Raw genomic sequence first — 25,221 nt, 5'->3', positions numbered from 1 at the left:
AGCTACAAGGAGGGCCGCCGCATGGGCGTCGTCGAGCGCTATCTGATCGCACTGGCTGTGATCTTCACCCTGCCCTGGCTGGTCTGGCGCCTGGGCCGCACCGACCGCTGGGCGCCGCTGGTGGTGGTGCAGATCCTGGCCGGCATCGTGCTGGGCCCGGGCCTGCTGGGCCGGTGGCTGCCCGAGCAGCACGCCTTCGTGCTCACGCCCGAAGTCATGCAGGCCCTGAACGGCGTGGCCTGGTGGGGCGTGATGCTGTTCGTCATGATCGCCGGCATCGAGCTGGACCTGCGCCAGGCCTGGCGCCACCGGCGCGAGAGCGGCATCACCGCCGGCCTGGCGCTGGGCGTGCCGCTGCTGCTGGGCAGCGCCGCCGCGCTGGCGCTGGTGGCGGCGCCCGGCTGGATGGGCGCGGCCACGCAGCCCTGGCAGTTCGTCCTGGGCGTGGGCATGTCCTGCGCTGTGACGGCGCTGCCCATCCTGCTGCTGCTGATGGACAAGCTGGCGCTCACGCGCCACCCGCTGGGTCAGCGCATCCTGCGCTACGCCAGCCTGGACGACCTGGCCATCTGGGCGGTGCTGGCGCTGATCCTCATGGACTGGGAGCGGGTCGGGCGCCAGGCCGGCTTTCTGCTGGCCTTCGGCCTGGTCACGGCGGGCTTTCGCCAGCTGATGGCGCGCGTAGGCCAGACCGACCGCTGGTACCTGCTGCCGGTGTGGCTGGCGGCGTGCTCGTTCGGCGCCGACTGGGCGGGCCTGCACTTCATGGTGGGCGCCTTCCTGGCCGGCGCGGTGCTGGATGCCGAATGGTTCGACCAGGCGCGCATGGACCTGCTGCGCGGGCACGTGCTGCTGGTGCTGATGCCGGTGTTCTTCCTGTCCACCGGCCTGCGCACCAACTGGGACACCGGCGGCTGGGAGGTGGTGGCGGCCGCCGCGCTGCTGCTGGCCGTGTCGGTGGCGGGCAAGCTGGCGGGCGTGCACCTGGCCGGGCGCCTGCTGGGCTGGCGGCCGGGCGAGGCCGGCGTGATCGGCTGGCTGCTGCAGACCAAGGCGCTGATCATGATCATCTTCGCCAACGTGCTGCTGGACCGGGCCATCATCACCAACGCCACCTTCACCGCGCTGCTGCTGATGGCGGTGGGCAGCACCATGCTGTCCATTCCCGTGGTCGAGCCGCGGCTGGCGCGGCTGCTGGGGCGCGCGCCGGCGCAGGACAGCGCATTGGAAGGTCCGGCTAAGGCCTCGCGCTCGGCCTGAGGCGCCGCGACAGCCGGGCTTTCAGGCCATCCCGCCGTTGATCGACAGCACCTGGCCAGTGATGTAGCCGGCCCGGTCGGAAACCAGGAAGTTCACCAGGTCGGCCACCTCCTCCGGCCGGCCGGCGCGGCGCGCCGGCACCATTCGTGCGATGGCCTCGGCACTGAAGCGGTCCTGCGCCATGCCGGTGTCGATGATGCCCGGCGCTACCACGTTCACGGTGACGCCGCGGCTGGCCAGCTCCAGCGACAGCGCGCGGCTGGCCGCGTGCAGTGCGCCCTTGGCGGCGGCGTAGTTCACCTGCCCCCGGTTGCCCATCACCGCCGCCACCGACGACAGGCTGATGATGCGCCCCCAGCGCGTGCGCAGCATGGGCAGCGCCAGCGGCTGGGTGACGTTGAAGAAACCGTTCAGCGACACGTCCAGCACCCGGTCCCACTGCTCGCCGCGCATGCCGGGAAACACCGCGTCGTCGTGGATGCCGGCGTTGTTCACCAGCACCTGGATGGGGCCGTCCTGCTGCAGCTGCTCCAGCGCCTGGGCGCAGGCGGCGCGGTCGGTCACGTCGAAGGCCGCGGCCGACGCGCGCCCGCCCGTCGCACGCAGCCGCGCGGCCAGCGCCTGCGCGCGCTCCAGCCCCTGGTGGGCATGCACCACGACGTCCAGGCCGGAAGCGGCCAGGCGTTCGCAGATGGCGGCGCCGATGCCGCCACTGCCGCCCGTGACGAGCGCGCGGCGCGGGCTGGAAAGCGTTGCGGGAGAAGCGGAAACAGGGTTCATGACCAGGCAGAAGAGAAAACGGACCCGGAGGCCATCACAGCGCCGCCGCGTCCAGCACCACCGAGGCGCGGCCGTCCAGCAGCGGCGTGCCGTCCTCGGCGCGCACGTCGAAGCGGTACAGGATCAGGCGCTCGTCACCCGACAGGCGCTCGGCGCGCACCTGCAGCGCGCCGGCGCGGTCATCCAGGCGCGTGGCATGCAGCTGCACGTCGCGCACGCTGGTCAGGTAGCCCACGCCCAGCGGCGTGCCGCCGCCCGCCAGCAGCACGCCGTGCACCGCCATGGCCTGCGCCGCGTACTCGATGCCGGCGGCAATGCCCAGGCGGCCTTCGGCGCGCAGCGGGTTGTCGGTCGCGCGGTGGCTGGTCGCGGCGCAGAGAATTTCCTGCGCGTCCCAGCGTTGCACGCATGCGAGCAGGCACATCGCGCCCCGATGCGGAATGTGCGCGGCGATCCAGGCGTGGTTCAGCTCGGGCATGGCTGCACCTGCAGCGCCAGGGCCTGGCCCGGCAGGTAGTCCACCACCACCGTGCCGGCAGCGCCGCGCGCCAGCCGCTGCAGCGCGGGCAGGCCGCGCAGCGCCGGGTACTGCGTGCGCAAAGTGTCCAGTCGCGCATCGGCCAGCGCCGTGGGCGCGGCCTGCGCCGCGCCGTGCAGCAGCTGCAGCTGTGCCAGCGACGCGGCGCTGCGCGCAGGCGACAGCAGCCAGGCCATGCCGGCGGCATCGGGAAACGGCCGCTTGGCGTGCAGCGGCTCGGGGTATTCGCTGTCGTAGGCGATCAGCAGCACGCGCACGCCGTCCGCCGCCACCTGCGCGGTGGCATCCAGCAGCCCGGCGCCGAAGCTGCCGTCGTGCGCGCACAGCACCTGGCACGGCTGCATGCTGCGCGCGGCGATGCCCCAGTAGCCGGCGGCGGCGTTGTGCACCGAGTTGTGAAAGCGCGTCGGCGAGACCTGCCGGTCGTCGCCTGCCAGCTGCTCGCACAGCGCATGGCAGTTGTGCCCGTCGGCGCCGGAGGCGGTGAACACCGTGGCCAGCTGCGCCACGTCGGCGCCGGCGTGCGTGGCGGCCTGTTCGCCCAGCGCCAGCGCCAGGCGGATCACGCGGCTGGCGCGCCGGCGCTCGGCCGGCGGCAGCAGCGCAGGCGCGGGCAGCACCGAAGGCGCCGGCACCCAGTCGGCCCGGCCGGCCAGCACCGCGGCGGCGGCGGGCCAGTCGGGCATGCCGGGGGCGATCAGGCCGATGCCGTCCAGCCAGAGGTCGAGCGTGCGCGGTGTGCCGCTCATGGCCGCAGCCCCAGCACCAGCGCGCAGTTGCTGCCGCCGAAGCCGAACGAGTTGCTCAGCACCGTGCGCAGCGGCGCCGCGCTGCCCTGCAGCCGGTAGTCGATGTCGATGGAATCGTCGAGCGTGCGCGTGCCAGGGCTGCCCGGGATCCAGCCGCCGCGCAGCGCCAGCGCGCCCAGCAGCGCCTCGACGGCGCCGGCCGCGCCCAGCGTGTGGCCGGTGGCGCCCTTGGTCGAGCTGCAGGGCACGCCGCGCCCGAACACGGCCGCCACGGCCAGGCCTTCGGCCGCGTCGTTGGCCGGCGTGGCCGTGCCGTGCAGGTTGAGGTAGTCGATGGCGCTGGCGGTCAGGCCGGCCGAGCGCAGCGCGGCCTCCATCGCCAGGCGCGCCCCCAGGCCCTGCGGGTGCGGCGCCGACATGTGGTGCGCGTCGCTCGATTCGCCGCAGCCCAGCAGTTGCACCTGCACGCTGCTCGCGGCTTCATCTGGCCGCTGCAGCAGCGCGAATGCCGCGCCCTCGCCCACCGAGATGCCGTCGCGCTGGGCGTCGTAGGGCCGCGCCGGCTGTGCGGAAGTCAGCTGCAGCGACGAGAAGCCGTACAGCGTCGTCAGGCACAGGCTGTCCACGCCGCCGACCACGGCCGCGTCGATCAGGCCCAGCGCGAGCTGCCGCGCCGCCGCGGCGAACACCTTGGCGCTGGACGAGCAGGCGGTGGAAATCGTCATCGCCGGCCCTTCGATGCCGAGCTGTCGGCGCACGAAGTCGGCGACGGAAAACGGGTTGTGCGAGCCGTGGTAGTGCAACGCGGCCGGCAGCGCGCCGGTGGTGGGATCGCGCCGGCGGTAGGCCAGCTCGGTCTCCAGGATGCCCGAGGTGCTGGTGCCAATGAACACGCCCACGCGCTGCGCGCCATGGCGGCGCACGGCGGCGCGCGCCGCGTCCTCGAAGCCGTCGGTCTGCAGCGCCAACAGCGCCAGGCGGTTGTTGCGGCAGTCGAATTCCGCCAGCGGCGGCGCCAGCGCGGTGTCTTCCACGCCCGCGACCTCGGCGATCCAGGTCGGCAGCCGCACCGTCTCGAAGTCGCAGGGCTTGAGGCCGCTGCGCCCGTCGCGCAAGGCCTGCGCGTGCGCCTGCAGCCCGCGCCCCAGGCAGGTGGCCAGTGTGTAGTCGGTGAGGGTCAGGGGCTGCACGGGACGGCGTCGGTGGGCAAGGCGCCGATCTTAGGGCCTGCCGCCGCGGGCTGCGGCACGGCGCGCACGTCGCATATCAGCAGCACGTTGGCGAACGGCAGGCGCCCGCTCATGGCCTGCGGGCGCACGTCGAAGCCGACGTCCTGCAGCAGCGCGCGCCACTCGGCCACGCTGCGGCAGTACAGCCGCGGCAGGCGGTGGCCGCGTCCGAAGGTGACGGCGTGATCGACCCAGTTGGACAGCCTGAACGGCAGCCCGCTGGCGGCGTCGCCCACGCGCGTGATGAAGCGCCCACCGGGCACCAGCGCGTCGCGGATGCGCGTGAGCACCTGGCGCTGGCGCGCGTGGTCGAAGTAGTGCAGCGCATCCAGGATGGTGACCACGTCGCAGCGGCCGAAATCGGCCGTGGTCATGTCGCCCTGCTTGACGCGCACCACCGGGTGCTGCGGCCCGAACGCCTGCGCCGCGCGCTGCACGTCGCGCGGCATCAGCTCGATGCCGCGCAGCTGCGCCGGGCGTGGTGGCGCCGGCCAGTCGGCCGGCCAGCGGCCCGCGGCGTGCAGCTCGGCCGCCGCCAGCAGCCAGGCGAACAGGCTGCCCTGGCCGCAGCCCAGGTCCAGCAGGCGCGGCGTGGCCGGCAGCAGGTCCTGGCGCAGCAGTTCGGCGAACACGGCATCGCCGCCGAGCTTGCCGCGCGCGTAGTGGTAGGCGAAGCGGTCGGCACGGCGAAAGCGCGCGCTGGCAGCGTCCAGCAGGCCGGGAGGCGGGGAGGCGGAAGAAGAGCTCATGTGGGCGGGGCGGCAGCAAGGGTGGTAGTGCTCAGCCGGCGGCGCTGCAGCGCCTGCGCCAGCAGCGGCAGCACGGCCAGCAGCACCGGCGTGCCGTCCGCGGTGCGGGCGGCATGGCCGTCGTGCAGCAGCAGGATGTCGCCGTCGCCCAGGGCGCGGGTCAGGCGCCGGTGCACGCGCGCGGCGTCGGCCTCGCGCGTGTCGTAGCCGCGCCGCGTCCAGCTGGCCAGGTGCAGGTCCAGGCGTGCCAGCACGGGTTCGAGAAACGGATTGCGCAGTCCGGCCGTGGGACGGAAAAAGCGTGGCGCCTGGCCGCAGGCATCTGCGATCACGGCCTGGGCGCGGGCGATGTCGGCGTGCAAGCGCGCCGGGCCGAACAGCGACAGCGCGTGCGAGTGGCTGTGGCCGTGGTTCTCCACGCCATGGCCGCGCGCGGCGATGGCGCGGCACAGCTGCGGGTGGCGCTGCACCCTGTGGCCGATCACGAAGAAGGTGGCCACCAAGCCGAGCGCGTCCAGCGCGTCCAGCACGTGCGGCGTGACCTCGGGGTCCGGCCCGTCGTCGATGGTCAGGGCGATGCGCCCGGCGCCCGGCGCGGGCGGCAGGCGCGTCAGGTTGGGGCCCAGCCAGCGCGAGCGCGGCAGCAGCCCGGCGCCGGTGATCAGCGCGTGGTTGGCCAGCAACGCGCCGCCGGCCCAGGGCCACAGCGCCGGCTGCAGCGCCACGCCCAGCGCGGCGGCGCCGTGCAGCGCCCCCGAGACGGACAGGAAGGGCGAGGGCGTCCAGCGGCGGGCCACGTCAGCGTTCTCCCTTGGGCAGCCAGGCCAGGAAGTCGCGCCACAGCGGCAACCAGGCGTTCCAGTCATGGCCATGCGGCGCCTGGGCGGCGTGCGCGCGCGGCAGGCACGCCGCCAGCGCGGCCATGCTGGCGGCGAAGCGGTCGCCCTGGCCCCAGCCGATGAAGGCGGGCAGGTCGGGACGGCCGGCGCGCGCGTCCTGCCAGAGCTGGAATTCCACGTCCTGCGCCTGCGCTGGCGTCGCCTGCCAGGCCTGCGGCCCGCCGGCGCGCTCGATGGCGTTGGTGGTCAGGCGGCTGCCTGGGTACGGCGCCAGCAGGCACAGGCCGCGCAGCCCGTCGGGGGCGCGTTGGGCGCAGCGCAGCGCCAGCAGCCCGCCCAGCGAGATGCCGCCCAGCCACAGCGCGGCGTAGCGCGGGCGCAGCGGCGCCAGCACCTGCTCGAGCAGCTCGTGCACCGCGTCGCGGCTTGCCGTCGGATCCAGGTGCAGGTCGGGCAGGTGCAGGTCCAGCGGCACGCCGCTGGCCGCCAGCGCTGCGGGCAGGCCGGCCTGCACGATGTGCGGCGGGTGCATCTGCGCCCCCGGCAGCAGCACCAGTGCGCGGCGCGCGCCGGCCTGCACGAACGACTGCAGGGCGGTCACGCGGCCGCCTCGCGCGCCGGCAGGATCAGCGCCGCCGACACCAGCATCGCCAGCAGCACGCCCGGCGCCACCGCCACGCCCAGCGCCTGTAGCACTGGCACGCGCGACAGCGCCAGCACGCCGAAGCCGATGGCGGTGGTCAGCACCGCCACTGACATGGACAGCCAGGTGTCGGCCGCCAGCGCGCCGTCGGCGCGCACGCGGTCGAAGAACAGCGCGTAGTTGGAGCCCACCGCCACCACCAGCAGCAGCCCCACCAGGTGCAGCAGGTGCGGGCGCACGCCGGCCAGGTGCAGCCCGGCCAGCACCAGCAGCACCGTCACCGCCAGCGTCAGCAGCACACGCGCCAGGCGCGGCACGCTGCGCAGCGACGCCGCCAGCAGCAGCGCGATGGCCGCCACGCCGGCCAGCGACAGCCACACGGCCTGGCGCAGATAGCTGTCATACATGCGCTCGAACTCGCCCTTCAGGTCGACCACCACCGCGCCGCTGCCCTGCAGCGCGCGGGCCAGCGTGGCCACAGGCACCTCGGCCTCGTCGGCGGCGCCTGCGGGGTGCAGCGGCAGCACCACGTTCCAGCCCTCTTCACCGGGGGACAGCAAGGCGTCCACCGCCAGCGCCAGCGCCGTGCCTTCCAGGTCGGCGCGCGTCAGCAGCGGCGCGGTGCGTGCCGCCTCCACGGCGTCGACGAACGGCGCCAGGCGCTGCGGCGACAGCGGCGCGTCCGACAGCGCGCGCTGCAGGCGCTCTTCCAGCACATTCCGCGCGGGCAGGGCGGCCAGGCGCGCGCGCTGCGTGCGCTGGCTGGGCAAAAAGCGCGCCGGGCTGTCGAAGCCGCCCAACACGCCCTCCTCCACCAGCACTTGCAAGCGGGCGCCGGCGTCCTCGGCGCGCTCGAGCGCCTGCTGCTGGTCGGCGCCGTGCACCAGCACCAGGTAGCGCGCGTCGGGCGCGCCCAGGTCGGCGCGCAGGCGCGCGTCCGCCAGCCCGTCCTCGGCACTGACCATGGACAGCGCCGACAGGTTGGTGCTCCACAGCTGGCCGCGCTGCGCGGCCAGGTAGCCGGCCGCCAGCAGCGCCAGCGCCAGCAGCGGCCAGCGCAGCACGCGCGCATGGCCCAGCGCACGCTGCGAGGCGCGCGACAGCGGCCCCGGCGGCGGTACCTGCACGCCGCGCGTGCCGACCAGCGCCGGCAGCACGAAGCGCGTGACCAGCGCCGCCGTGGCCACGCCCGACAGCGCATACAGCCCCAGCTGCGCCAGCCCGGGAAAGCCCGCCAGCAGCAGCGCCCCGAAGCCCGCCACCGACGTCAGCACCCCCAGCCGGATGGTGGGCCAGAACTGCTGGCGCCAGGCCTGCAGGCCGTGCCGGCCCGACTGGATGCAGAAATAGATGGCGTAGTCCACCGCCTCGCCGATCAGCGCCGCGCCGAAGCCCACGGTGATGCCGTGCACGCTGCCGTGCACCAGGCCCACCACCACCACGCCGGCGACGGCGCCGGTCACCACCGGCAGCAGCGACAGCGCCAGCGTGCGCGCCGAGCGGTACACCCAGGCCAGCACCAGCGTGATGCCGAGCATGCCCAGCGCCGAGGTGCGCGAGATCTCGCTGCGCACCTGCTCGCGCGACTGCACCGCGAACTGCCCGGGCCCGGACAGCACCAGCCGCAGCGCATCCGCACCCTCGCCCGCCAGCGGCGCGAAGGCCGCGCGCACGGCTTCGATGGCGCGCTCTTGTCCATCGGTGTCGGAGCCGGCGGCGCGCGTCTGCACCAGCAGCAGCGCGCGGCTGCCGTCCGGTGCGGCCCACACGCCGCCCTGCAGCGGCGGCTGGCCGCCGGCGTGCATCTGCTCGAGCACCTGCAGCAGCTCGCCCGTCGGGTCCTGCAGCAGGTAGGGCTTGAACAGCGCGCCCACGGGCGAGGTGACGACGTCGATGGCGCCCTCCACCGCCGCGCGCAGGCCGGCCTCGGTGAAGCGCGCGGGGGTGACCGCCGGGCTCAGGTGGTAGCGCCAGCGCAGCAGGAAGTCGCGCTCGGCCTGCAGCGCGTCCAGCTCGCCGTTCTGCACCGAGACGAACTGCCCGCCGTCCGCCAGTGCCTGGCGCAGCGCGCGCGAGGCCTGCGCGCGCCGTGCCGCGTCGCCGCCTTCGATGCCCAGCATCAGCAGGCGCGAGACGCTGCCCTCGCTCATCTGCGCCACCAGCATGCGCTGCTCGGCGCTGGGATTCGATGGCAGGAAGAACGACATGTCGGCCACGAAGCGCCCGCGCGCGATCACGGCGGCGCCGGCCAGCAGGGCCAGCAGCCACAGCAGCAGGATGCGGGCGGGCGTGAGCCTCATGGCGCGAGCGGTTCGATGTCCAGCTGCGAGCGGTCGCCGTCGGCCTGCGCGTACTCGATGCGCCGCACCTCTCCGCCCTGGCCGGTGACGGTGATGCGGCTGACCAGCGCCTGCACGGCGGCGTCGCGCGGCTCCAGCGCCAGCGTCCAGGCGGCCAGCGTGCCGCCCAGCTGCAGCCGGTAGTGCTGCTCCAGCGCCTGGCGGTTGCCCGCCAGGGTGCTGCGGATGCTCTCGACGAAGGCGCGCGCCTCCGGGCGGCTGGCGATGTTCACGCGCAGGCGGCGCTGGTCGCGCTCCACGGTGAGCAGGTCGCCGTCCAGCACCAGGGTTTCCTCGCGCGGCTGCAGGGTGTGCTTTTCCAGCCGGTCGGGCGGGGTGTAGCGCAGCTCGCCGCTGGCGCGCACCGGGCGGTCCAGCAGCGCCAGCGTGCGCGTCTCGACGAAGCGCGCGCGCCCGCCGGGGTACTGCGCCAGTGCTGCCATCAGCTGGTCCAGATCGAACGCGGCGGCGGCCTGGGCGGCCAGGCAGGCGCCGGCCAGCGCCAGGGCGGCCCCGGCGCGCAGGGCGGTGGTCAGGATGCTCATCGCGGCTCCCAGAAGTCGAAGAAGTTGAACCAGTTCCAGGGCGACTCGCGCACTAGGCGCTCCAGCGCGCTGGCATAGGTGCGCGCAGCGCCGTCGATGGCCGCCTGGCGCTGGCCCGGCGGCACGCTGGAGAAATCCACCAGCCGCTCGAAGCGCAGCTGGTAGCGGTTGCCGCCCAGGTACAGCCCGGCCATGAGGAACACCGGGCGGCGCAGCATCATCGCCAGGCGCCACGGGCCGGTGGGAAAGCGCGCCTCGCTGCCCAGGAAGGACACCGGCACGCCGGCGTCGCCGCCGATCGAGCGGTCCGCCAGCAGCCCGACCAGCCAGCCCTCGTCCAGCCGGTCGCGCACCGCCAGCATCGAGTCCGCCCGGCCCAGCGGGATGATGTCCTGCATGGCCTCAGGGTTGATGGCGCGCAGCGTGTCGTTGACCTTGCGCGCGTTGTCCTCGTACATGACCATGCCCACGCGCAGCCCGGCACGCTGGCGGCCGGCGGCGCGCAGCACCTCGAAGCTGCCGAAGTGCGCCCCCATCAGCAGCGCGCCGCGCCCGGCTGCCAGGGCGTCGTGCAACACCTCGGCGCCGACAATCTCCACCTGCAGCGGCCGGCCGTCGCCGCGCAACAGGAACACCCGGTCGTGGATGGTCGAGGCGAACCACAGCACATGGCGGTACACGTCGCGCAGCCGCGCCGGGCGGTCCAGTACGCGCGTGAGGAAAGCACGGCTGGCGCGCCGCGCCGCCGGTGCGAACAGCACGAAGTAGCTGGCGATGCCGCGCAGCACCAGCCGGCCCAGGGGCCGCCCGGCGGTCAGCGAGATCCAGACCATCAGGCGCAGCAGCCAGGGGTGGCTGCGCTCCCGGCGCTGTGTCCAGGCGGGCGCGGAGGGTGCTTGCCGCGTCATGGCGTGTCCTGCGACAGTTGGCGCAGCAGGCCCGAGGCCACTGGCCGGCCGGCGCTTTCCACGCGCAGCGCCCACAGATTCGCGCCGCTGGCGGTCAGCGTGAACGCTAGCGTCTCGCCCGGGCCCACTGGGTGCAGGAACTTGGCCTGCACGATGCTCCACGCGGCGGCTGGCTGCGCCTGGGCGGCCAGCAGCAGCGCGCGGTCCAGCAGCACCACGCCGGGCACGATCGGCCGGCCGGGGAAATGCCCGGCGAACGCCGGATGCTCGGGCGGCACGGTCCACTCACGCTGCATCGCCGCCCTCCCGCGGAAAGGATGCCGCCGCCCAGTCCCGATACAGTTGCTCCAGCGTTGCGCGCAGCAGCTTGCCGGTGGCGTTGCGCGCCAGTGCCGGCACCTGTACCAGCGGGCGCGGCAGGAACACCGGGTCGATGCGCTCGCGCAGCGCGGCCTGCAGCGACGCTGCCGGCACGTCCGGCGCGACGACGAAGGCCGCCAACCGACCCACCTGGCGCAGCGCGTCATCGTGCGGCAGGAAGAACGCGCCGTCCTGCACGCCGTCGATGCCGCGCAGCATTTCATTCAGGTAGGCCAGCGAGGTGCGCCTGCCTGCCAGGTTGACCATGTCGGCGTGCCGGCCGAGCAGCGTGAAGCGCCCGTCCGGCTGCACGGCCAGCACGTCCGACAGCTGCACCCGGCCTTCCACGTGCACGCCGTGCGCCCAGGTGGTGTCGCCCTGCTGCTCCAGCTGCACGCCCGGCATCAGCGTCCATTCGGCACCCTGCACCGTGCGGCGCGTGGCCAGCTGGGCGGATTCGGTCGAGCCGTAGATCTCGTGCACCGGCGCGCTGCTGTCCTGCTCGACCTGTGCGGCCAGTGCTGCGTCCAGCGGGGCCGTCGCCGACAGCCACCGATCGACGGCGGGCAGCCGCACGTGCGAGGCCAGGATGTGCGCCAGGTGGAACGGCGTCGTCACCACCAAGCGCGGACGCGGCACCGCGTCCAGCGCATCGGCCAGGTCCTGCGGGTAGAACGGTTTGCCGCTCCAGAACGCGCAGCCGCCGTGCAGCGCCAGCAGCAGCGTCGATTCGAACCCGTAGCTGTGCTGCGCCGGCACGGTGCCGACCAGCGTGTGCGGGCAGCCATCCAGCCCGAGGCTGCGCGCCTCGCTGCGGCCATTGGCCATCAGCCGCCCCCAGGTCTTGGCGTGCGGCGTGGGCTGGCCGGTCGAGCCGGAGGTGAACAGCACCGCTACGGTGGCGTCCCGCGGCACCTGAGGTATGGCCGGCGCTGCGCCGGCCGCCAGCGGCGGCATCTGCAGCGTCGGCACCGGCAGCGGCTGCGCGGGTGCGGCGTCCAGCAGCGCGTGGCAGCCGGGGTAGGCGCCGGCCAGCTGGCGCAGCACCGCGTGCGACTGCGACGACGGCTGCAGGCTGACGCGCCCGCTCACCGCGCAGGCGCCCAGCAGCACCGCGCAGTGATAGCGGTCCTCGACCAGATTGATGACCCAGCGGCCGGCGGGCAGCCAGCGCGCCAGCGCCTGCACGTCGGCGCAGTAGCGCGCCACGCTGACCGGACCGCGCGGTGTCCAGGCCAGGGTGCCCTGCAGCGCGTGGCCGCTGACCAAGGGCAGCACAGGTTCACTCATGGTCGGGAAGCATCATCGGGGCCGCCGGCACTGTGCAGACGCCAGCTGCGGATCATCTCGCGCAGCGGCGGGCGCTGCTGGGCCGGCAGCACGCGGCGGCGCACCAGCAGCTCGGCCAAGAATACGACCGCCACCAGCGGCCCGGTGAGCACGTTGGCGTGCAGCGACCAGACCTCCACCGGCGCCCAGGCGAACAGCAGCAGCGACAGCGCGCCGTTGGCGAGGAAGAACAGCGTCCACAGCCAGGTCACGCCGCGCGTGTAGCGCAGCGTGGCCGCGTCCAGCGGCTGCGCGTGGATCAGGCGCGCCATGGCGGTGACGGCCGGCTCGCGGCCGGGCAGCAGCGAGCCGCCGAACCACGCCGCCAGCGCCAGGTGCATGCCCAGGTGCTGCAGGCAGAACAGCCAGGTGAAGTGCCCGCGCAGCCAGGGCCAGCCGAGCAGCGCACAGGCACCGGCCAGCAGCAGCGCGCAGGCCGTGGCCGGGCCGCGGCGCGGCGACTGCCAGGCCAGCAGCACCAGTGCCAGCGCCAGTGGCACGAAGGCCACCGCCACGCGCAGGTCCAGCGGCCCGATGCCGGCGCTGGCCAGGTGCGCCGACACCGCCCAGGCCACGCCCAGCAGCGCGCCCAGCGCGCCGCGCCAGAAGGCGGCGGACGGGCGCTGCAGGCTCATACGGTGCGGTGGCTGGCGATGTGCGCCGTCAGGGCGCGCAGCGAGGCAAAGATCTGACGGTTGTTCTCGTCGTCGGACTTGAGCTGGAAGCCGTAGCGCTTGGACACCACCAGCGCGATCTCCAGCAGGTCGATCGAGTCCAGCCCCAGGCCGTCGCCGTACAGCGGATCGTCGGGCGGGATGTCCTGGGGCTGCACCGGCAGGTTCAGGGCCTCGACGATGAGGGCCGCGACCTCGGGCATGAGCTGTTCTGTCGACATGGTGGGAACGTGAAAGAAAAAGGCAGGGCCGCGCCCCGCAGTGGAAGATGTCAGGCGGAGTTGGCCGTGCGGAACGCCAGCACGGCATTGCTGCCGCCAAAGGCGAAGGAATTGGACAGGGCCGCGCGCAGCGGCACTCCGCGCCGGCCCTGGGTGACATGGTCGACGCCGACGCAGGCCGGGTCGATGCGCCCGGCCAGGTGCGCGGTGGGCGGCAGCGCCTGGCGCGCCACGGCCAGCACCGTGGCCAGCGCCTCGATGGCGCCGGCAGCGCCCAGCAGGTGGCCGTGCATGGACTTGGTGGCGCTCACGGCCAGCCGCGGCGCGTGCGCGCCGAACACGTCGCGCAGCGCCTGCACCTCGATCGGATCGCCCTCGGGCGTGGCGGTGCCATGGGCGTTCACGTAGCCCACCTCTTCGGGTTGCAGGCCACCCTCGTGCAATGCGGCGCGCAGCGCGCGCGCCTGGCCGCGCGCATCGGGGCGCACCAGGTGGCTGTGGTCGCAGGTGGCGCCGTAGCCCACCAGCTCGGCATGGATGCGCGCGCCGCGCGCCTGCGCATGCTCCCAGTCCTCCAGCACCAGCGCGGCCGCGCCCTCGCCCAGCACCAGGCCGGTGCGGTCCTGGGCGAACGGTCGGCAGGCGGAGATGGCCGCTTCACCCTCGCCCTGGGCGATGACGCGCATGGCCTCCCAGGCGCGGCCCACGCCGTAGGTCTGCGTGGCGTCCGAGCCGCCCGCCACCACGACCTGCGCGTCGCCCGCGCGGATGCGCCGGAAGGCCTCGCCGATGGCGATGGCCGACGACGCGCAGGCCGCGGTGTGGCTGGTGCTGATGCCGCCCAGGGCCAGCTGCATGGAGAGGTGGGCGTTGACGGCGTTGTGCATGCCCATGACCACCGACAGCGGCGACAGCCGGTCGCGCCCGTTCAGCCACAGGTCGCGGTAGCCGCGCTCAAGGACGGACACCCCGCCGATGCCGGTGCCCCAGATGCAGCCCCAGTCGCTGCGGTCCTCGCCGTCGGCCACCGGGCGCTGCAGTCCCGCATCGGCCCAGGCGCCGAACGCGGCGGCCACGCCGAGCTGGGAAAAGCGCTCCATCATCGACGCCAGCGGCCGGCCCAGCGCGGCGCCGGCGTCGAAGCCGGCGCAGCGCACGAACGGCATCGACAGCGGTCGCGGCACGTCGTCCGTGACCAGATGACGCACGGCCGATTCGCCGCCGAGCAGGCGCTCGAAGAAGTCGTCCAGGTCACCGCCGTAGGGGCTGACCAGCCCCAGCCCGGTGACCGCCACGCGGCGGCGCATCAGCCCTCCGCGTTGCTCGCGGCCAGCACGCGCTCGATGATGGCGCGCATGTCGCCGACCGTCACCGGCACCGGCTCGTCGTTGTTGATGTCGATGTTCAGGCGGTCTTCGGCCTCGAACATCAGCTCGGCCACCATGAGCGAGTCCACGCCCAGGTCGGCCAGCACGGCGTCCTCGCGCACGCGCTCGGGCTCCACGCCCAGACGTTCACTGAGGAAGTTTCGTATCAACTCGAGGGAATCCATGGTTCGCGCAGCAGGCTAGGACAACGATGAAATGCGTGTTGCCCGGCACCGGCAACGGAAGGTTTCATTGTATCGGCCGGCCCGTGGCTGCCGGTGCACGCCCGCGGGCAGCCGATATGATCGGCGCCCACCTTTTCGGGGACCCATGCGACACGTCTCTTCGCCTGCCGCCACGCGGCCCGCCGCCTGGCAGGGGCAGCTGGCGCAGCGTCTGACCTACCTGTGGCCCGTGAAGGCAGCGGGCACGACCGCGTTCATGGTGCTGTTCTTCCAGGCGTATTTTTTCGTGCTGCGCCACCCGTCCCGCGCGCCGTGGGTGATGCCCGAGATCTGGCTGGACCGCTGGGTGCCGTTCACGCCGCAGGCGTTCGCGGTGTACGCCTTCCTGTGGGTCTACGTGTCCCTGCCGCCGGCGCTGATCGGCAACTTCCGCGGGCTGCTGCGCTACACGGTCTGGGTCACGCTGCTGTGTGCCGTGAGCCTGCTGATCTTCTGGGCCTTTCCCACGCAGGTGCCCGATGCGGCCATCGACTGGGCCGTCTACCCCTATCTGGCGTTTCTCAAAGGCATCGATGCCTCGGGCAATGCCTGCCCGTCGCTGCACGTGGCGTCGGCCGTGTTCACCGCCTGCTGGCTGCACCGCCTGCTGCAGGCCATGCAGGCGCCGCGGGCGCTGGTGTGGACCAACCATGCACTGTGCCTGGCCATCGCCTGGTCCACGCTCGCCACGCTGCAGCACGTGGCGCTGGATGCGCTGGCCGGGGCGTTGCTGGGCGCGGGTTGCGCCTGGCTGTCGCTGCACCGGGCGCAGTCGGCGCTGAGAGCACCGGCGCTGGCGCTGAAAGCCGCATGAAGTAAAGCCACCTGGCCGAGGCCCAGCTGCCCGGTTCAGGCCAGCGGGCGCCATAGGCCCGGGGCAGCCACAGGATTTCCCAGGGACTAGGGTTTTCCCGAATACGTCGGTAGAATCCCTTCTTTGTAACTTTTTGCTTCGCCGGGCGGCCTTGTTGCACCCGCGCCTGGCAACACCGCCCGGCAGCGCTGCCGGCCTGCCGCGCCCTTTCTGCGTGGCGCTTTCCCGCCCCGACTCGCCCCATGAAAAACCTCTCCATCGGCACCCGCCTGGCCGCCGGCTTCGCCCTTGTCCTGCTGCTGATGGCCTGCATCAGCGGCTTTGGCGTATGGCGCCTGCAGACCGTCGCCCAGGCCAGCGCCCAGATGACCCAGCAACCTCTGGCCATGGAACGCATGATCAGCGACTGGTTCCGCTACGTGTCGGCCGCCGCGCGGCGCACCAGCGCCATCGTGAAAAGCTCCGACCCGTCGCTGGTGGAGTTCTTCAAGGCCGACACCGCCATGACCACGAGCAAGGCGGCCGAACTGCAAAAGCGCATCGAGGCACTGCTGGACAGCCCGGAGGAAAAAGCGCTGTGGAGCGACATCCAGCAGGCGCGCACCCAATACCTGAACGCGCGCGACCAGGCCGTCCAGGCCAAGGCCGAGGGCCGCACCGACGAGGCCGAGCGTCTGCTGGAGCAGACCGTGCAGCCCGCCACCGCCGCCTACATCGACCAGATCCAGCGCCTGCTGGACCTGCAGCGCGCGCGCATCGATGCCACCGCCCAGGGCATCCAGGCGACCTATGAAGAGAGCCGCTGGTGGCTGCTGGCGCTGGGCCTGCTGGCCCTGGCCGCCGGCGCGCTGTGTGCCTGGCGCCTGACGCGCGGCATCACCCGGCCGCTGGCGCAGGCCGTGCAGGTGGCGCGGGCCGTCGCCGCCAACGACCTGACGACGCAGGTGCAGGTGCACGGCAGCGACGAGACCGGCCAGCTGCTGCAGGCGCTGCACGACATGAACGCCAGCCTGACGCGCGTCGTCGCCCAGGTGCGCACCGGCGCCGAGGGCATCGCCACCGCCTCCAGTCAGATCGACGCCGGCAACCAGGACCTGTCGGCGCGCACCGAGGAGCAGGCCAGTTCGCTGCAGCAGACCGCCGCGTCGATGGAGCAGCTGACCGGCACCGTGCGCCAGAACGCCGACAACGCGCGCCAGGCCAACCAGCTGGCCGCCAGCGCCGCGCAGACCGCCGCCCAGGGCGGGCAGGTGGTGGCCGGCGTGGTGCAGACCATGGGCGCCATCCACGACGCCAGCCGGCGCATGGCCGACATCATCGGCGTGATCGATTCCATCGCTTTTCAGACCAACATCCTGGCGCTGAACGCTGCGGTGGAGGCGGCGCGCGCCGGCGAACAGGGCCGCGGCTTCGCCGTGGTGGCCGCCGAGGTGCGCCAGCTGGCGCAGCGCTCGGCCGCCGCGGCCAAGGACATCAAGACGCTGATCGACGACTCGGTGGCGCAGGTGGGCGCGGGCACCCAGCAGGTGGACGAGGCCGGGCGCACCATGCAGACCATCGTGAGCAACGTGCAGCGCGTGAGCGACCTGGTGGCCGAGATCACCGCCGCCAGCCAGGAGCAGAGCAGCGGCATCGACCAGGTGCACCAGGCCGTCACGCAGATGGACCAGGTCACCCAGCAGAACGCCGCGCTGGTGGAGGAAGCCGCTGCCGCCACTGGCGCCCTGAAGGCGCAGGCCGGGCAGCTGGCCGCAGCCGTGAGTGTGTTCCGCATCGAGGGCGGCCAGGCGCCCGCCGCCGCTGCGGCGATGGCGGCCACCATGCCGGCCGCGCCACGCCGGCAACCGGCCACCGCCCCGCGCCCCGCCCCGGCGCCCAAGGCGCCGGTTGCGTCCGCCGCGCGGCCGCTGCTGTCGCCTACCAGCGCCCCAGCCGCCGCCAGCGCGCGGCGCAACGACGACGACTGGGAGTCGTTCTGATCGTGAACTTGCCCTGAGCGCCGCTGCACGTCGGCCACGCGCGGCTGTTGGGGCTGCCAAAGCTACTCTATTGATAGCTGCAGGCCCTTGATCCACAAGGGCTAGCAGCCGATTTTGCTTGAAAACAGCCGTCGGCTCATATCAACATCTGCCCAACGCCTCAACGCGCTGGGCACGTGAAAGAACTGCAGTCCGTGTTCCAGCACGCCGGTGGCGCGGGCCTGCAGGGCCGGATACGCCTCGACATGTCCACCGGCATGGCGCGCAACGTGGTCGTGCCGCGCCTGCCCGAGCTGTTGGCCCGCCACCCCGGGCTGGAACTGGAACTGAGCAGCACCGAACGCCGCGCGGACGTGGTGCGCGAGGGCTTCGACTGCGTGCTGCGCACCGGCGCAATGGTGGACACCAGCCTCATCGCCCGCCCGCTGGGCGACGCGCGCCTGGTCAACTGCGCCAGCCCTGCCTACCTGCGCCAGTACGGCACGCGGCAGTCACTGGGCGATCTGGCGCAGCACCGGCTGTGCACTTCGTGAACACGCTGGGCGCCCGCTCCACCGGCTTCGAGGCCGTAGTGGACGGCACGCTGGTGGCGACGCCCATACAGGGCAGCATCACCGTGAACAACGCCGAGGCCTACTTGGCCAGTTGTCTGGCCGGGCTGGGCATCATTCAGGTGCCGCGTTTGGGCGTGGTGGATCTGCTGGCGCGCGGCGAGATCGTGGAGGTGCTGCCACAGTGCGCGGCACCGTCGATGCCGCTGACGCTGATGTATGCGAACCGGCGCAACCTACCGCGAAGGGTGCAGGCGGTGATGAATTGGTTGGCGGAGGTGGTCGGGGAGCATTTGGCGGGGGATGGGGTAGTGAGTGAGGGGGTGGCGCGTTAAGGAAAGAGAGACAGCTTCGGTTTCTGACGCATGGCGCATGGCGCAGCTTGAACTCCGTTTCGTACTTCCTCATGGAAACCCCTTGAAGTTTGTCCAACTTCTGGGGGTCAGTTCAATCCCGGGGCGATTCAGTGGGACAAGCGCGCCAAAATCGTAGAGTGGTTCTGGCGCAGCCCTGGCTAGAAGAACCGGCGCCCGGGGCCAATTCGCACGAGGTGCTCGCCACGGCGAACGGTTATGCCGTCCTTGATGACCTCGCAAATCATCTTGTGACGCCCCTTGTAGGCGGTGGAGGTCCAGTACGGCTCATTCACGCTCTTCATAGTGTCGTGCTCTAGCGCCCGATCTTCCTTGGCCTCGTGGCCTTCGTTGCGCACCGCCCATCGCACGTCATAGGGCGGTGCAACACCGTCCGGAACCGCAGTGAATCGCAGGTGGACTCCCTTGGGCAGGGCGGTCGAATCGCTCTTGTGCTGCTTGTAAACTGGCCCCTGACTTTTCTTGGACAGCCAGCATTCGATGGCAAGGCCAGTCGAGCCCAGCGCCGAGCACGCGGCCTCCTTCTTGACGTCAGACCAATAGTCGTGCCAGAAGATGGCATCCCAGGCGCCCATGGCCTGCTTGCGCGTGCAGTCGGCCTGGTAGAGCACGTCCAGGCTTGGCAGCTTGGCTTCGAGCTCGTCGCGCAGGCGTTCTACCTCGCGGCGCCGCCGGTCTGAGGAGGTGAAGTACACGCCGGGCTGGACTGGGTTCTCGACCTGTACCGAACCCTTCAGGCGCGCTAGTAAGGCCTGGAGGGTGTCCACCAAGGCCACGTCGTCGCGCGTGGCGTGCTGCTTGTATACCTCGCACACGAGGGTGGTGATGGTGATGCCTCCGGGCAGTGCCCATGCAGACCGAGAGCGCGCGAACGCCTTCACAAAGCGAACGATGCGCCGCAGCTGCCCCTTGGGCAAGGTGACCGTCATGCCGAGCGCGCTTTGCAGCATAGTCGGCGGGCTCTTGGAGTCGACCTGACCAGTGAACCAGTTGGTGTACGCCATCGGGTCACGCTCGGTCCACTCATCGCCGCCGGCGTGCTCGATAACCGTCTTGCCCAGCCAGTCGGTGCGACGACGGTAAACCGCGAAGTCGATGTGGTACCCATCGGAATACCAGACCGTGACGGCGTTCTTCCGGGCGTCCGGGTCCTTGCTGAAGTTGGTGCCCTTCGTCTTTTCCTGAAGGGCATCCCGGATGCGAATGCGCGCGTCCGCGGCGTTCGCTGGTAGGTCGTCCTTCTCAAAGATGATCGCCACGTCGATGTCGTAGTCGGTGTGTTCGCACTGATTCAGGGTGTGCATAGCGTAGCTGCCCTGGTTCTTGTAGTCGGCCCAGGTCCTGTACGTGACGCTGTTCTTTTCACCCAGCAGCTTCAGGCCGTCAGTGATGCGCTGCAGGTTCAGGTCACGGTAGCCGGCCAGGTCGTTGCGCAGCTGCGTGCCGAGCCGGAGGTGGTTCTCGTAGTAGGTCTTCAGTTCGTTGGATGCATCAAACACGGGGCTGTCCTTCGGAAATCCACAGTTGACCCGGAGCACCGTCCGCGGCAACCAAATCGACCGCCCAGTGGTAGGGCGGGGTGCTTCGTTGCGAGTAGTTGTAGGCCAGCACCGAGCGGTGCATGGTCTGGCTGACCATCTGCCCGAGCCGGAAGGAGACCGAGACGGGCGTTGCGGCGAAAACGTGCATCGTCGTCGCTGGGTTCTCGTTGTGGATGCGGTCAACGGCTTCGCGGAAGGCATTGGCCACCGCGCGGGCCTGGTCGTGATGGGTGATGACTCCGCGCTTCGGTTCCGCGACGCGGATGACGATGTGCCGATACGGTTTGGTGATGGTCTGGTCGATGTCAGTCTTGGCCACCCGAGCGCTGGCCTCGACCTGGATAACCGCGTGCTCACCGCCGACCGGGCCGCCCATGTCCACCAACTCCACGTCTAGGTCGGGGCCAGACTCGTCCAGCAGTGGCTCCCACTGGCCGGAGGGGCCGTCCAACTCGTAAAGCCGGATGGCTTGCTTGGTGGAGGCCGCGGCGCCGGCATGCATGGTCAACGGGATGTGCGCGATGCCGAAGTACGCCACCGTGGCGTCCGGATGAGCGCGCAGCTGAGCGGTGATGTCGCGGAACAAGTTGCGCTGGCCGGCAATTGCGGCCTGCGCGTCCAGCACGCCGGCCTCGTAGTGCATCGAGGCGTCCATCTGCACCGGGTAGAAACCTTCGGCAGCGGTGACCGCATCGACGGTGTGAAACTGCGCGTTCCCGTTCTGGAACGACTGGTGGCAGATGGCGATGAGCTCGGCCGGAGCGTCCATTTCGGACAGCGCGACCTGCAGCGCCCTGTAATGCTTGCGCGCCACCCGGCGATGGTCCTGGAGGAGTGCCAGCAGTTGGTCCCAGCTGTAAACGTCGACCCCGAACAGTCCCACCTGTTTGTTCGCATCGCTGATGCGCCGCGCCTCCTCCTGCACCCTCACGTCTGTCTCGCCGCTGGTGACCAAGTAGTAGTGCGTCAGCGCCGGCTTGAAGGTCAACGCCTTCTTCACCTCTGCCTGCAGCTCGTCCACGGTCACCACATTGCCGTAGCGTGCGTCCTTGCCCTTGCACTGGACGCCCTCGAGTCCGCCAGTGCGCGAACTCGTCCCGAACACGTCGACGCCCGCCTGCGCCTGCCCGGCACGACCATTGGCCTGCGCACGTGGGTCATCCCAGACAGCACTGAACAGGTCTCGGGTGAAGCGCTCGAACGCCTGCCAGTCGGCCGGGGCGGGGAGGTGATAAGAGGAAAAGGTCATTTGTGGGGGTCGGGAGCGGAGGCGGGCTTGACAGCCGCTTTGTTAAGACTACGCTCGTGCAGACACTATATATAGTGTATTTGATAGCATCAAGCGCTACAGGTAGTGTTTGGCTCGTGAATAGCCGTCGTGAAGAAAATGAGTGGCTTGTATTCACTCACAATCCATGGCAGAAGACCTTCGAGTAGCCGTCATGACCCGTGGCATCTCCAACGTCACCAGCTCATCCGATACGTGCCGACCGCACGAACTAGTCGTGGGTGGGGCGAATGACTGCTGTGTGTCGGTCACCGTGCTTTGGAGGCGCATCAGTGAACGACGGCACCCGCTGCACAGCAGCCGCTCATGCCTTAAAAGCGATGGAGGGCAACAACCCCCATCACTGTCTTACGCCCCCAAAACGTCCTGCGCGAAGCAAATACGCTTAAACGCCCAAATACAACCGCCGCATCCCCGCATCCGCCGCCAACTCCCCCATCGGCGCCGCATGCACCACCTGCCCCTTCTCCAGCACCACTGCCCGGTCCGCCACAGCCTCCGCAAACGGCAAATTCTGCTCGCTCAGCAAGATGCCGATGCCCTGCGCTTTCAGCTGCAGGATGGTCTGCGCCATCTGCTCCACGATGATCGGCGCCACGCCCTCGGAGGGCTCGTCCAGCAGCACCACCAGCGGCTGGCCCATCAGCGTGCGGGCCACCGTCAGCATCTGCTGCTCGCCGCCGCTCATGCGCCCGCCGGGGCGGCCGGGCATTTCGCCCAGGTTGGGGAACAGGGCAAAAAGCTGCGCCGGCGTCCACAGCGGCGCGGCGGTGCCGTCCGGCCAGCGGCGCGGCGGCTGGCGGCCGACTTCCAGGTTTTCCAGCACCGTCAGGTCGGTGAAGATGCGCCGCTCTTCCGGCACGTAGCCCAGGCCCAGCCGCGCGATCTGGTGCGGGGCCAGGCGCGACACGTCGCGGCCCAGAAAGCGCACGCTGCCCACGCGGCGCGGCACCAGGGCGGCGATGCTTTTCAGGGTGGTGGACTTGCCCGCGCCGTTGCGGCCCATCAGCGCGACGACCTCGCCGCGCCCTACCTGCAGGCCCACGCCGAACAGGATCTGCGCGGCGCCGTACCAGGCGTTCAGGCCCTCGACCTGCAGCAGGGGCGCGTCGTCGCCCGGCGCATGCGCGGTGTTGTCGTTCAGTTTCATGGCGCGGCTCCTGGCGCTGCGGCGGCAGGTGGGGCAGCGCCGATGCGGCCGGTGCCCAGGTAGGCGGCCTGCACCTGCGCGTTGCCCTGGATGGCGGCGGGCGGGCCTTCGGCCAGGATGCGGCCGCGCACCAGCACCAGCACCCGGTCGGCGTGCTGGAACACGACGTCCATGCTGTGCTCGGTGAACAGCACGCCCATGCGGCGCTCGTGCGCCAGTTCGCGCGTGAGGGCCATCAGCGCCAGCCGCTCGGCGGGCGCCATGCCGGCGGTGGGCTCGTCCATCAGCAGCAGGCGCGGCGCGTGCGCCAGCGCCATGGCCAGCTCCACGCGCTTGATGTCGCCGTAGGCCAGCTCGCTGCACGGCCGTGCGGCCTGCGCGCCCATGCCCACGCGCTCCAGCAGCGCCAGGGCGTCCTGCACGCGGTGCGTGCCGGCCGGGCGCCAGACGCGGAAGATGCGCCCGTCGGCCGACAGCAGCGCCAGCTGCACGTTCTGCAGCACGGTGAGCGAGGCGAAGGTCTCGGCGATCTGGAAGGTGCGGCCCACGCCCCGGCGCCAGATGGCGCGCGGCGGCAGGCCGGCGATGTCGTGGCCGTCCAGCACGATGGCGCCCGCGTCCGGCACCAGCTGCCCGCCCACCATGTTGAAGGTGGTGGTCTTGCCCGCGCCGTTGGGGCCGATCAGCGCCAGCAGCTCACCGGGCGCGAGGGAAAAATCCACGCCGTCCACCGCGCGCACGCCGCCGAAGGACTTGGACAGGCCGGTCACCTGCAGCAGGCTCATGGCGCGGCCTCCGGCGCATTTGCTCCTGGTTTGATAGCTGCCCGCCCTTTGACTACCTGGGCCAGGCCGGCCATTCCTTGTGGAAACAGCAGCACCAGCAGCAGCATGATGCCGCCCAGCAGCGCGCGCCAGTAATCGGTGTGGCGGGCGACGGTGTCGTGCAGCCAGGTGAAGGCCGCCGCACCCACCAGCGGGCCGGACAGCGACTGCAGCCCGCCCAGCAGCACCATCACCAGCCCGTCCACCGACTTGCCCACCGACAGCGCCTCGGGCGACACGCCGCCCTTGGAGAAGGCGAACAGCGCGCCCGCCAGCCCGGCGAACAGCCCGGCCACCATGAAGGCCGCCCAGCGCAGGCGGTGCACGTCGATGCCGATGGCGTCGGCGCGCAGGGCGGAGTCGCGCGCGGCGCGCAGCGCCATGCCGAAGGGCGCGTGCAGCAGCCGGCGCAGGGCGAACACGCCCGCCGCCACGCAGGCCAGCGTCAGCAGGTAGAACGCCGGCCCGTCCGCCAGCCAGCCCTGCGGCCATACGCCGGTGATGCCGTTGCTGCCGCCGGTGACAGCGTTCCACTGGAAGGCGATGGCCCAGGTGATCTGCGCGAACGCCAGGGTCAGCATGGCCAGGTACACGCCCGACAGGCGCACGCAGAACCAGCCATAGACCAGCGCGAACGCCGCCGCGCCGAGCGGCGCGAGCAGCAGCGCGCCCTCCACTGGCCAGCCGGCGCTGCGCACCAGCAGCGCCGCCGTGTACGCGCCGGCGCCGAAGTACGCCGCGTGGCCGAACGAGTGCATGCCGCCGGGGCCCATGAGGGCGTGCAGGCTGGCGGCGAAGAGGGCCGCCACCAGCACGTCCTGCACCAGCACGGTGGCGTAGGGCCAGGCGCCGGCCGCCACGGGCAGCAGCGCCAGCAGGGCCACGCCGACCACCCAGGCTGCCCGCGCCCCGAGGCCGGAGCGCCGCAGCGGGGCTTCGGCCCTCTCGCTGCTGGCGCGCACCAGGGCCTGCGGCTTGCCCAGCAGACCCCACGGCCGCCAGACCAGCACGGCGGCCATCACCAGAAATTCCACCACCAGCGTCAGGCGCGGGAAGGCGATGCTGACACCCGCCACCTCCACCACGCCGAGCCAGATGCACACGGCTTTCAGCTCGGCGATCAGCAGCGCCGCCACGAAGGCGCCGGGGATGGAACCCATGCCGCCCACCACCACCACCACGAAGGCCGCGCCGATGGTGTTCAGGTCCAGCTCCAGGCTGGCCGGCTCGCGCGGCAGCTGCAGCGCGCCGCCCAGGCCCGCCAGCAGCGCGCCGAGCGCGAACACGGCGGTGAACAGCCAGGCCTGGTTCACGCCCAGGGCGCCGACCATCTCGCGGTCCTGCGTGGCGGCGCGCACCAGGGTGCCCCAGCGGGTGCGTTTCAGCAGCAGCCACAGCAGCAGCAGCACCAGCGGGCCGACGGCGATCAGGAACAGGTCGTAGGCCGGAAAGCGCCGGCCCAGCAGCGTCACCGCGCCCTCCAGCCCTGGCGCGCGCGGGCCGAACAATTCTTCTGGCCCCCACAGCCACAGGGCGGCGTCCTTGATGACCAGCACCAGCGCAAAGGTCGCCAGCAGCTGCAGCAGCTCGGGCGCGTGGTACAGCCGGCGCAGCAGCAGCACCTCGACCAGCGCACCGAACAGCCCTACGGCCAGCGGCGCCAGCAGCAGCGCCGGCCAGAAGCCCAGCGTGGGCGCCAGCTGCTCGACGCTGGAGTACGCCACGTACAGCCCCAGCATGTACAGCGAGCCGTGCGCGAAGTTGACGATGCGCAGCACGCCGAAGATCAGCGACAGCCCGGCGGCCACCAGGAACAGCGTCGAGGCGCCGGCCAGGCCGTTGAGCAGCTGCACCAGCAGGCTGGAGAGTTGCATGGGTTCAGTCTGCGCGGTTTTGAAGCGAAAAATGCCCCTGGCCCTTGCGGATCAAGGGAATGCAGCTATGCT

26 protein-coding genes are annotated in these 25,221 nt (G+C 71.7%); 5 read left to right on the top strand and 21 right to left on the bottom strand.

Annotation, left to right across the window (positions count from 1 at the left end):
- The first annotated feature begins 21 nt into the window (after positions 1–21).
- Positions 22–1,260 (top strand): cation:proton antiporter, encoded by a 1,239-nt coding sequence (locus tag BLQ61_RS04200; protein ID WP_091567003.1) that lies wholly within the window; start codon positions 22–24, stop codon positions 1,258–1,260.
- 21 nt (positions 1,261–1,281) lie between these two features.
- On the opposite strand, the gene fabG is transcribed toward BLQ61_RS04200, so the two are convergent.
- From fabG to BLQ61_RS04125, 16 genes are read right to left on the bottom strand one after another with little or no spacing between them, the layout of a single operon-like run.
- Positions 1,282–2,040 (bottom strand): 3-oxoacyl-ACP reductase FabG, encoded by a 759-nt coding sequence (gene fabG, locus BLQ61_RS04195; RefSeq protein ID WP_091567001.1) that lies wholly within the window; start codon positions 2,038–2,040, stop codon positions 1,282–1,284.
- Between the two features lie 34 nt (positions 2,041–2,074).
- Complete coding sequence (locus BLQ61_RS04190; RefSeq protein WP_091566999.1) at positions 2,075–2,518, bottom strand: hotdog family protein; 444 nt, start codon at positions 2,516–2,518, stop codon at positions 2,075–2,077.
- Entirely contained in the window at positions 2,506–3,327 is an 822-nt protein-coding gene (locus BLQ61_RS04185) for a beta-ketoacyl synthase chain length factor (protein WP_091566997.1), read from the bottom strand. The genes BLQ61_RS04190 and BLQ61_RS04185 overlap by 13 nt, the downstream gene beginning before the upstream one ends.
- Complete coding sequence (locus tag BLQ61_RS04180; RefSeq protein WP_091566995.1) at positions 3,324–4,517, bottom strand: beta-ketoacyl-[acyl-carrier-protein] synthase family protein; 1,194 nt, start codon at positions 4,515–4,517, stop codon at positions 3,324–3,326. The genes BLQ61_RS04185 and BLQ61_RS04180 overlap by 4 nt, the downstream gene beginning before the upstream one ends.
- Entirely contained in the window at positions 4,505–5,305 is an 801-nt protein-coding gene (locus tag BLQ61_RS04175; RefSeq protein ID WP_091566993.1) for a class I SAM-dependent methyltransferase, read from the bottom strand. The genes BLQ61_RS04180 and BLQ61_RS04175 overlap by 13 nt, the downstream gene beginning before the upstream one ends.
- A complete protein-coding gene (locus tag BLQ61_RS04170; protein ID WP_175488209.1) occupies positions 5,302–6,102 on the bottom strand; it encodes a polysaccharide deacetylase family protein in 801 nt (266 codons plus the stop codon). Before BLQ61_RS04170 ends, BLQ61_RS04175 begins: the two co-directional genes overlap by 4 nt.
- A gap of 1 nt (position 6,103) precedes the next feature.
- Positions 6,104–6,745, bottom strand: a complete 642-nt coding sequence (locus tag BLQ61_RS04165) for a hypothetical protein (protein ID WP_091566989.1) — start codon at positions 6,743–6,745, stop codon at positions 6,104–6,106.
- The gene (locus BLQ61_RS04160; protein ID WP_091566987.1) at positions 6,742–9,087 is read right to left on the bottom strand and encodes an MMPL family transporter; all 2,346 of its coding nucleotides are present in this window, start codon (positions 9,085–9,087) and stop codon (positions 6,742–6,744) included. The genes BLQ61_RS04165 and BLQ61_RS04160 overlap by 4 nt, the downstream gene beginning before the upstream one ends.
- Complete coding sequence (locus BLQ61_RS04155) at positions 9,084–9,671, bottom strand: LolA-related protein (protein WP_091566985.1); 588 nt, start codon at positions 9,669–9,671, stop codon at positions 9,084–9,086. The genes BLQ61_RS04160 and BLQ61_RS04155 overlap by 4 nt, the downstream gene beginning before the upstream one ends.
- On the bottom strand, positions 9,668–10,579 hold the full coding sequence (locus tag BLQ61_RS04150; protein WP_091566983.1) for a lysophospholipid acyltransferase family protein: 912 nt from the start codon (positions 10,577–10,579) through the stop codon (positions 9,668–9,670). The genes BLQ61_RS04155 and BLQ61_RS04150 overlap by 4 nt, the downstream gene beginning before the upstream one ends.
- On the bottom strand, positions 10,576–10,875 hold the full coding sequence (locus BLQ61_RS17525; RefSeq protein WP_245703830.1) for an ApeI family dehydratase: 300 nt from the start codon (positions 10,873–10,875) through the stop codon (positions 10,576–10,578). Before BLQ61_RS17525 ends, BLQ61_RS04150 begins: the two co-directional genes overlap by 4 nt.
- Entirely contained in the window at positions 10,865–12,229 is a 1,365-nt protein-coding gene (locus BLQ61_RS04145) for an AMP-binding protein (protein ID WP_245703829.1), read from the bottom strand. The genes BLQ61_RS17525 and BLQ61_RS04145 overlap by 11 nt, the downstream gene beginning before the upstream one ends.
- On the bottom strand, positions 12,226–12,903 hold the full coding sequence (locus BLQ61_RS04140) for a COG4648 family protein (protein WP_091566981.1): 678 nt from the start codon (positions 12,901–12,903) through the stop codon (positions 12,226–12,228). The genes BLQ61_RS04145 and BLQ61_RS04140 overlap by 4 nt, the downstream gene beginning before the upstream one ends.
- A complete protein-coding gene (locus tag BLQ61_RS04135) occupies positions 12,900–13,163 on the bottom strand; it encodes a phosphopantetheine-binding protein (protein ID WP_091566979.1) in 264 nt (87 codons plus the stop codon). Before BLQ61_RS04135 ends, BLQ61_RS04140 begins: the two co-directional genes overlap by 4 nt.
- 50 nt (positions 13,164–13,213) lie before the next feature.
- On the bottom strand, positions 13,214–14,470 hold the full coding sequence (locus tag BLQ61_RS04130; RefSeq protein ID WP_217629372.1) for a beta-ketoacyl-[acyl-carrier-protein] synthase family protein: 1,257 nt from the start codon (positions 14,468–14,470) through the stop codon (positions 13,214–13,216).
- A complete protein-coding gene (locus tag BLQ61_RS04125; RefSeq protein WP_091566975.1) occupies positions 14,470–14,715 on the bottom strand; it encodes an acyl carrier protein in 246 nt (81 codons plus the stop codon). Before BLQ61_RS04125 ends, BLQ61_RS04130 begins: the two co-directional genes overlap by 1 nt.
- A 145-nt stretch (positions 14,716–14,860) precedes the next feature.
- On the opposite strand from BLQ61_RS04125, the gene BLQ61_RS04120 reads away from it, so the two are divergent.
- From BLQ61_RS04120 to BLQ61_RS17770, 4 genes are all read left to right on the top strand, one after another.
- Positions 14,861–15,568, top strand: a complete 708-nt coding sequence (locus BLQ61_RS04120; protein WP_217629371.1) for a phosphatase PAP2 family protein — start codon at positions 14,861–14,863, stop codon at positions 15,566–15,568.
- Between the two features lie 242 nt (positions 15,569–15,810).
- Positions 15,811–17,547 carry a methyl-accepting chemotaxis protein gene (locus BLQ61_RS04115; RefSeq protein WP_091566973.1) on the top strand — a complete coding sequence of 579 codons (1,737 nt, stop codon included), beginning with the start codon at positions 15,811–15,813 and terminating at the stop codon, positions 17,545–17,547.
- A gap of 176 nt (positions 17,548–17,723) precedes the next feature.
- Positions 17,724–18,080: a LysR substrate-binding domain-containing protein gene (locus BLQ61_RS17775; RefSeq protein WP_425415600.1), complete on the top strand. Its 357-nt coding sequence runs from the start codon at positions 17,724–17,726 to the stop codon at positions 18,078–18,080.
- Complete coding sequence (locus tag BLQ61_RS17770; RefSeq protein ID WP_425415599.1) at positions 18,068–18,433, top strand: LysR substrate-binding domain-containing protein; 366 nt, start codon at positions 18,068–18,070, stop codon at positions 18,431–18,433. Before BLQ61_RS17775 ends, BLQ61_RS17770 begins: the two co-directional genes overlap by 13 nt.
- Before the next feature lie 179 nt (positions 18,434–18,612).
- Here the strand turns inward: BLQ61_RS17770 and BLQ61_RS04105 are convergent, their stop codons facing one another.
- The 5 genes from BLQ61_RS04105 to BLQ61_RS04085 all read right to left on the bottom strand — a co-directional run bounded on the left by BLQ61_RS04105 (position 18,613) and on the right by BLQ61_RS04085 (position 25,149).
- Positions 18,613–19,971 (bottom strand): nucleotide-binding domain-containing protein, encoded by a 1,359-nt coding sequence (locus BLQ61_RS04105; protein ID WP_245703827.1) that lies wholly within the window; start codon positions 19,969–19,971, stop codon positions 18,613–18,615.
- Positions 19,964–21,262, bottom strand: coding sequence for an SAVED domain-containing protein (locus BLQ61_RS04100; protein ID WP_091566971.1), 1,299 nt, complete (start codon positions 21,260–21,262; stop codon positions 19,964–19,966). The genes BLQ61_RS04105 and BLQ61_RS04100 overlap by 8 nt, the downstream gene beginning before the upstream one ends.
- Positions 21,263–21,686: 424 nt before the next feature.
- Positions 21,687–22,451: an ABC transporter ATP-binding protein gene (locus BLQ61_RS04095; protein ID WP_091566969.1), complete on the bottom strand. Its 765-nt coding sequence runs from the start codon at positions 22,449–22,451 to the stop codon at positions 21,687–21,689.
- Complete coding sequence (locus BLQ61_RS04090; protein ID WP_091566967.1) at positions 22,448–23,236, bottom strand: ABC transporter ATP-binding protein; 789 nt, start codon at positions 23,234–23,236, stop codon at positions 22,448–22,450. The genes BLQ61_RS04095 and BLQ61_RS04090 overlap by 4 nt, the downstream gene beginning before the upstream one ends.
- Positions 23,233–25,149, bottom strand: a complete 1,917-nt coding sequence (locus BLQ61_RS04085; protein ID WP_091566966.1) for an ABC transporter permease — start codon at positions 25,147–25,149, stop codon at positions 23,233–23,235. Before BLQ61_RS04085 ends, BLQ61_RS04090 begins: the two co-directional genes overlap by 4 nt.
- Between the last annotated feature and the right edge of the window lie 72 nt (positions 25,150–25,221).

It is taken from the genome of Oryzisolibacter propanilivorax (assembly GCF_900103645.1).
Lineage (GTDB): Bacteria > Pseudomonadota > Gammaproteobacteria > Burkholderiales > Burkholderiaceae_C > Melaminivora > Melaminivora propanilivorax.
Note: the sequence above shows the minus strand (reverse complement) of the source record. Positions and strands in the feature narration are given on the sequence as shown.